3 protein-coding genes and 1 pseudogene are annotated in these 6,940 nt (G+C 77.7%); 2 read left to right on the top strand and 2 right to left on the bottom strand.

The features are described from left to right. Positions 1-1,043, bottom strand: a pseudogene (locus tag ACIQTO_RS25355) (hypothetical protein); the annotation flags it as partial. Between the two features lie 134 nt (positions 1,044-1,177). After that, the gene (locus ACIQTO_RS25350; RefSeq protein WP_402392179.1) at positions 1,178-1,960 is read right to left on the bottom strand and encodes a hypothetical protein; all 783 of its coding nucleotides are present in this window, start codon (positions 1,958-1,960) and stop codon (positions 1,178-1,180) included. 222 nt (positions 1,961-2,182) lie between these two features. Here ACIQTO_RS25350 and ACIQTO_RS25345 point away from each other — a divergent pair, with 222 nt between their 5' ends. Together ACIQTO_RS25345 and ACIQTO_RS25340 are read left to right on the top strand one after the other, a co-directional pair. After that, positions 2,183-3,295 (top strand): MinD/ParA family protein, encoded by a 1,113-nt coding sequence (locus tag ACIQTO_RS25345; protein ID WP_402392176.1) that lies wholly within the window; start codon positions 2,183-2,185, stop codon positions 3,293-3,295. A 575-nt stretch (positions 3,296-3,870) separates the two neighbouring features. Continuing rightward, positions 3,871-6,831 (top strand): AfsR/SARP family transcriptional regulator, encoded by a 2,961-nt coding sequence (locus ACIQTO_RS25340; RefSeq protein ID WP_402392173.1) that lies wholly within the window; start codon positions 3,871-3,873, stop codon positions 6,829-6,831. Positions 6,832-6,940: the final 109 nt, after the last annotated feature.

The raw sequence follows: 6,940 nt of genomic DNA, 5'->3' as shown, positions 1-6,940 counted from the left end.
ACCGGGTGCTCCGCCCCGGTGTTCCAGACCGCCGGCACCTCCCGTTCCACCGGCACGGCCCGCTCCGCGGGGACCGGCCGAACGGCCTCCCGCGCGGGCCGGACATTGCGCATGGCCGCCCCGTGCCCCATCGGTACGTCCCGGACGGCTTCCGGCTCGACCGATTCGCCCTGGTCCGCCCGCCACCGGGCCGGCACACCCCGGGTCGCGGCCTGGCCGAGCGACCGTTCCTGACCGGTCTTGCGCCGGATCGCGGGCACCTCACCCGGACCGAGCTCGGACGCCGGCACCGGGACCCGCTCCCACCCCTCGGGTACCGGTGGGAGCGACTGCCACCGGGCGTCCGCCACCGCGGCCGGCGCCGGAGCGGCCGGCACCTGACCCGCGGACCGCTCGACGGGAGCCGCCGGGCCGCGCTCGCGCCGCGGGGGAGCCGGCGGGACGCTCTCCCACCGCGCGGGCGGCTCGGCCGTGGCGGCGGCCCCGGCGTGCGCCGCCGGGCCCCGCTCCCGGCCGGCGGGCGCCGCACCGACGCCGCCCTGCTCGAACGGCCGCTCGCCGCCGCCCTGTTCGGTCTCGCTGCCGGTCCGGTACCCCCGTCGGTCCGTCCCGGCGAGTGCCCGGGTGCCGAGGTAGGGGTCGGAGGAGGTACGGGCCACCGGGGTGGCCGCCGGGATCGGCGCCTGGACCGGCTGCTCCCGCGGCGCCCCGGCCTCCAGGCAGACCAGCCGCAGCGTGAAGTTGCGCTCGGTCGGGTCGCCGCCGGCCCAGTCCACGTCCTTGCTCCGCACGACCCGGGTCCGCAGGCCGCCGTCCGACTCCTGCAACGGCCCGGGCAGCACCCGGACGTTGGGCCGCCAGCCGAGACCGGGGGCGTGGTGCTCCAGGTGCAGCTCCCACTCCTGCGCCGGTACCTCCAGCGACGCCCCCACCCGGCCCGGCAGCACGGCCGCGCCGTACGGGGTGCGCACCACCACCCGCTGGTCGAAGGCCGCGTCCTTGCCGATCACGGTGATCCGCCAAGCTCCGTCCATCCGCAGCACGGGTGTCCTCCCCAGGTCGGTGGTGCGGGGCCGGCCGACCCCGCACCTCGCTCGACGGCTCGTCGGACACCGGAGGTTCACCGGACGCGCGGGGACGCACCGGCGCCGGGGGTCCGGGGTCGGGCGGCCGTCCCTCAGGCGGTGCGTCGCCGGTGCTGGACCCGGGCCGCGAGCAGCACGCCGCCGCCGATCAGTACGGCGCCGCCACCGACGCCCGCGATCAGGCCCGCACCGCCACCGCCACCGGTGTGCGCGAGGTCACCGGTGACGGGCACCGTCGTGGCGGACGACGAGACGGAGGGGCTCGGGGAGGGGGCGGGCGGGGAGGACACCGACACCGGGGGCGTCGGGCGCTCGGACGGCCGGGTGCTGGGCGGCGGCGTCGTCGGCTTGCTCGGCGTCCCGCTCGGGGTCGGGACCGGGGTCGGCGTCGCGGGCTTGCTCGGCGTCCCACTGGGCGTCGGAGTCGGGGTGGGCGTCGGCGTGGGGGTGGGCGTCGGCGTGGGCGTCGGGGTCGGCGTCGGGGTCGGCGTCGGGGTCGGCGTCGGAGTGGGCGTCGGGGTGGGCGTCGGGGTGACGCAGAGCGGCACGTCCGCGATCCGCTTCTCCACCTGGGTGTCGGCCAGCCGGTAGCGCCAGGTGTCCCCCTGACCGGTGTAGCCGACCGTCACCTTCACCGTGCCACGGCCCTCCACCGTGCCGTGGTACTTCTCGTCGCTGCCGACCCTGGTCAGCGTGTACTCGCCGGCGGTGCGGTAGTTGTTCCCCAGGACCAGCTCGACGCGCCCCGCCTCGGTGCGGCAGCCGACGTTCAGTGAGGCGTCGGAGGGCTGCCAGGCCAGCGCGGTGCCGGAACCGGCCACGGCGAGTGCCGCGACGGCGCTTCCGGTCACGAGGGCGGCTCGAACGTGCTTCATCGCTCATCTCCTTCAGGTCCCGCAGGACGTGTCGCCCGGGGCCGGCGGCCGCGGGCCCCCGCATTCCCTCTACGGCGGCACGGCGGCGTCCGGTTCAGCTCCCGCCGGCGGATCCGGGGTCCGCCCGGGAGGACGAACCGGCAGCTGAACTGTGGTGTGCCGGCGATCCGTAGAGCGGAGTGGACAGTGCGCCCGCAGCCCGTGCCGCAAGGAGGACCCGTCATGACCGCCGGCCCCGACACCGCCTACCGCCCCGCACCGGCGGCGGCGCTCGACGCCTTCGGCACCGTCCTGCTGCCGCCCCGCCTTCCCGCGGCCGCGGCCGCCGTCCCCGGTCCTGCCCTCCCCGTACGCCCGGCCCCGATCCTGGCCCCTGCCCCTGCCCCTGCCCCTGCCCCTGCCCAGCAGGCCGCGCCCCCGGCTCCCGCACCCCCGCACGCGACGTTCCGCACGTACCCGCCCGTACCGTGCCCCGGGACCGAGCAGCGGCGCGGCGTCCTGGACGTGCTGCGCACCGGCGAGCGCCGCGGACGCGAGCAGCTGAGGCTCATCCGCTCACCGCTGCACGGCAGTTGTCGGATCGCGGTGATCAGCGCCAAGAACGGCGTCGGCAAGACCTCGGTGGTGCTCGCCCTGGGGGCGATGCTCGCCGCCGAGCGTGGCGAGCCGGTGGCCGCGGTGGACGCGGGCACCGACCCGAACCCGCTGGGCCGGCGCATCCGGTCGGCGGCCCCGGCCGGTGTCGCCGAGCTCGCGGCGGCGCTCCGCGGCGGCGGCCCGGCGGCCGTCGATCCGGGGCCCTACCTCTCCCCGACTCCCAGCGGGCTCGCCGTGCTGGCCGGCCCGTCGTCGCCGGGGGCGGGCCGGGCGCTCGACGACGCCGACTACCGCGCCGTCCTGGCGGCGCTCGCCGAGCGGTACCCGATCACGCTGACCGACTCCGGCCCGGGGCTGGGCGACGGCCCGACGCGGGGCGTCCTGGACCTGGCCGACCAGCTGGTTCTCGCCACCACACCGAGCGTGGACGGCGCGGGCAGCGCCGCCGCGACGCTCGACCGGCTGCACGCGCACGGGTACGGGGAGCTGGCCGAACGCTCCGTCATCGCGATCTCGGCGGTCCGCGGCGCCGGACGCCCGGTCAACTCCGCCGATCTGCGGACCTACTTCGGCTCCCGCTGCCGGGGCGTGGTGGAGCTGCCGTTCGACGAGCACCTCGCCACGGCGGCGGCGTTCGAGCCGGGCCGGCTCGGCCACCGCACCCGCAGGGCGGTCCGCGAGCTGGCGGCGCTGATCGGCGCCGACCTGTGGCGGGCGGGCCGACCCACCGGCTGGTGAACCCGGCCGGCGGCCCCCGGTCTTCCCACCCGGCTGCCCACCGCCTCCCACCTGCCGAAAGGCTGCCCGAAAGGTCTTCCCCTTCGGGCAGATCCCCGTGCCCCAGTGTGCCTACCTGGTCGGCCCATCCGCGCCCATTCCGGACCGCCGACCGGCTCGAACCCCCGGTCGGGCGACGCACGGCTCCGGACTCCCAGCCGCCCGGCCGCGGCTCCGCGCCCGAACCCGACCGCCCGGTGACCTGACGGATACCGGCCAAACGCGGCCGCCCGCCGAACCGCCGCCCCGGGCGCGGTGATGGCACGAACGCGTCAGACGGATCTGTCCACCCGGCCTCCCGGGTCGCCACGGGATTCCGTAAACATCTGACCTTTCGTCAGTAAACTCCCCTCGAACCGCAGCCGAACGCCGGGCGGTCCAGCTCGGACCGAGCCCCCGGCGGCGTCCGGAGCCCGGTTGCTTCGACGGCGGACGGCCGCCTTCCGGGCGGCCCGGACCGTCCACCGGGCGTGGCTAGACTGCGGCCGAGATGTGGACGGAAAGCCGAGACGATCCGCTTCTACCTGGGGGGATCTGTGTTCATTCGACTGCTGGGGCCGGTGGAGCTGCGGGCCGCCGACGGTCACGCCGTCGAGCCGGCCGGTGCCAAGCGGTGCGCCGTCCTGGCCCTGCTGGCGCTCGAACTCGGCCGCATCGTCCCCGTCGAGCGACTCTTCGAGCTGCTCTGGGGCGAGGCCCCGCCGGCCCGGGCCCGGGCCGCGCTGCAGGGCCACATCGCCGCCCTGCGCAAGCAGATCGCCGACTCCCCCTTCACCCTGCTGACCCGCGCGCCCGGCTACCGCCTCGACGGCCCGGCCGAGCTGGTGGACGCGCTGCTCTTCGAGCGGCTCACCGCCCGCGCCGCCGGGGAGTGCGCGCCGGAGGCCGACCAAGACGCCGCCAAGCTGCTGCGCGAGGCCCTGGACCTCTGGCACGGCGCCGCGGCCCTGGCCAACCTGCCCGAGACCGACCTGCGGCACGCCCTCGCCGACCGGCTCGACCGGCACCGCACCCGCGCGCTGGAGTGCTGGGCCGAGCGCCTGCTGCGGCTCGGCCGGGGCGCCGACGCCGTCCCCGAACTCGACCGCGCCACCGAGGCCGACGGCCTCCACGAGCCGCTGGCCGCCCTGCTGGTCCGCTGCCTGCACCAGGCCGGCCGGTTCGCCGACGCGCTCACCGCGTACCACCGGGCCCGGCGTCGGCTCACCGAGGAGCTGGGCGTCCCCCCGGGCCGCGCCCTGCAGTCGGCGGTCGACGACATGCTCGCCGCCGACCCCGCCCCGGCCGCCGCCGCCTCGCCCGCGCCGGCCGCTCCGCGCCCACCGGCACCCCGCCCGGGCGCGAGCCAACTCCCCCGCCGGATCGCGGGGTTCGTCGGCCGGGCGGCCGAACAGCGCTGGCTGGACGCCGAGTGCGGCGGGCAGCGTCGCAGCGGCAGCCTGGCCGTCGTGGTCGGCCCGGCCGGTGCGGGCAAGACCGCGACCGTGGTGCAGTGGGCGCACGCCGCGGCCGAGTCCTTCCCCGACGGCCAGCTCTTCGCCGACCTGAACGGCTTCGGCCCGGGCCACCGCGTCGACCCGACCGAGGTCCTGGGCCGGTTCCTGCGCGCCCTGGGCGTCGAGGAACGCGAGCTGCCGGAGGACCGCTTCGCCCGGGCCGCGCTCTACCGGGCGCTGAGCCGCGGGCGCCGGCTGCTGGTCGTGCTGGACAACGCCGGTGACGCCGAGGACATCGCCGACCTGCTGCCGACCGGCCCCGACTGCGCCGGCGTGATCACCAGCCGCAGCTCGCTGGAGGACGTCGTGGTCACCGAGGGCGCCGCCCTGCTGCGGCTCGGCGCGCTCCCGGCCGAGGACGCGCTGGGCCTGCTGGAGCACCTGCTCACCCCGGCCCGGGTGCGGGCCGAACCGGAAGCCGCCGCCAAGGTCGCCGAGCTGTGCGACCGCCTGCCGCTCGCGCTGCGGATCGCCGCCGCCCGGCTGGCCGCCCAGCCCGGCTGGGCGATCGCCGACCTCGTACCCGAACTCGCCGACGAGCGCACCCGGTTGCAGGCCCTGGACACCCAGGGCACGAGCAGTGTGCGCAGCGCGCTGGCGCTGACGGTCCGCCGGCTCTCCGCCACCGCCGTCCAGTTGCTCGCCCTGCTCGCCGCGCACCCGGGCCCCGAGACCGACGCGCACGCGGCCGCCGCCCTGCTGCGCACCGACACCACCGAGGCCCGGCGGGCGCTCGGCTCACTGGCCGCCCACCACCTGCTCACCGAGGACACCCCGGGCCGCTACCGCCGGCACGATCTGATCCGGCTCTACGGTGCCGAACTCCTCGACGAGCGACCGGCGTCGGAGCGTGCCGACGCCACCCGGGCGCTGGTCGACCACTTCCTGGCGGCCGCCGCGCACGGCGCCGGCCTGCTCCAGCCCGGGCTCGACTCCTTCGGTCCGCCGTCGGTGCCCGGCCCGGCCCGGCCGAGGCTGCCCGACGTGCGCTCCGCGCTGGACTGGTTCCGTGCCGAGGAGCCCACCATCCGCGGTCTGGTCACCTCGGCGGCCGACCTCGGCGACCACCGGCGCGCCTGGCGGCTCGCCTACCTGGCCAACTGCCTCTACTACGGCGCCGGCCGCCGGACGGACCGGCTGGCCTGCCTGCGCGCGGGGCTGCGGTCGGCAGTGCTGACCGGCGATCCGGCCGCCGTCGCCGCGATGGAGGCCTCGACCGCCCGCGCCCTCAGCGGCATCGGGCGGGCGGAGGAGGCCCACCGGCTGGCCCTGGCGGCCGTCACCCGCACCGAACACACCGGCGGCAGCGTCCATGTGCACGCCGTCACGGTGCTGGCGGTCGCCAGCGCGGCCCGCGGCGAGCACGCCGAGGCCGTCCGGCTGGGCGAGCGGGCGATCGCCCTGGCCGACGCGCACGGCCTGCCGGAGCACGCGCCGTTCGCGCTCAGCAACACCGCCGCCCTGCACGGCTTCGCCGGGGACGCCGGACAGGCCCTGCGCCGGGCCCGGGAGGCCCGGGCGCTGCTCGCCGAGCACCCGCAGGCGACGTACCACCTGTCCGCCATGGTGAACGAGGCGCACGCCCTCCAGCAGCTCCGCCGCCCGGCCGAGGCCGAGCGGGCCTGGCGGGAGACCGTGCAGCGCTGTCGCGCCGCGGGCGCCGTCCATCTGCAGGCCGTGGCGGAGCGCCACTACGCCGACTTCCTGCTGGACGGCGACCGCCCGGTGGAGGCCGGCTCGCACCTGCGCTCCGCGCTCTGCCTGTACGAGCGGCTCGGCGACGCCGGTGTCGTCCGGCAGTTGGAGCGCCGGCTGGCCGCGCTGGGCGGCGCGGTCACCGTGGCACCGTCCGTCCGCCGGGCGTTACCGGCCTCGCCCGGCGCGTGCCGGCGACGCGGTGACGACCACGGCAGTCCGTACGACCGCGGCCTCCACCGGCCCGCGGGCACGGGCCGTCGGCGGCTGACGACGGTGCGACGGGCGTGCCGGCCCGAGGGATAGCCGCCCGCCACGGGCCTAGGGCGTGTATCTGGTTGTGATCAATTTGCAGGTTCCGCCCTCGCGGTGGGCCCTGGTCCGGTAGACCGTGTTGTGTGACGCGAGTGCAACT

It is taken from the genome of Kitasatospora sp. NPDC091207 (assembly GCF_044768625.1).
GTDB lineage: Bacteria > Actinomycetota > Actinomycetes > Streptomycetales > Streptomycetaceae > Kitasatospora.
This window is presented reverse-complemented; position numbering and strand designations above follow the sequence as displayed.

What these genes read in the sequence shown, in the direction of transcription:
- ACIQTO_RS25345 (WP_402392176.1), top strand. Translation starts at nt 2,183, where the DNA reads ATGACCGCCGGCCCCGACACCGCCTACCGCCCCGCACCGGCGGCGGCG.
- ACIQTO_RS25350 (WP_402392179.1), bottom strand. Translation starts at nt 1,960, where the DNA reads ATGAAGCACGTTCGAGCCGCCCTCGTGACCGGAAGCGCCGTCGCGGCA.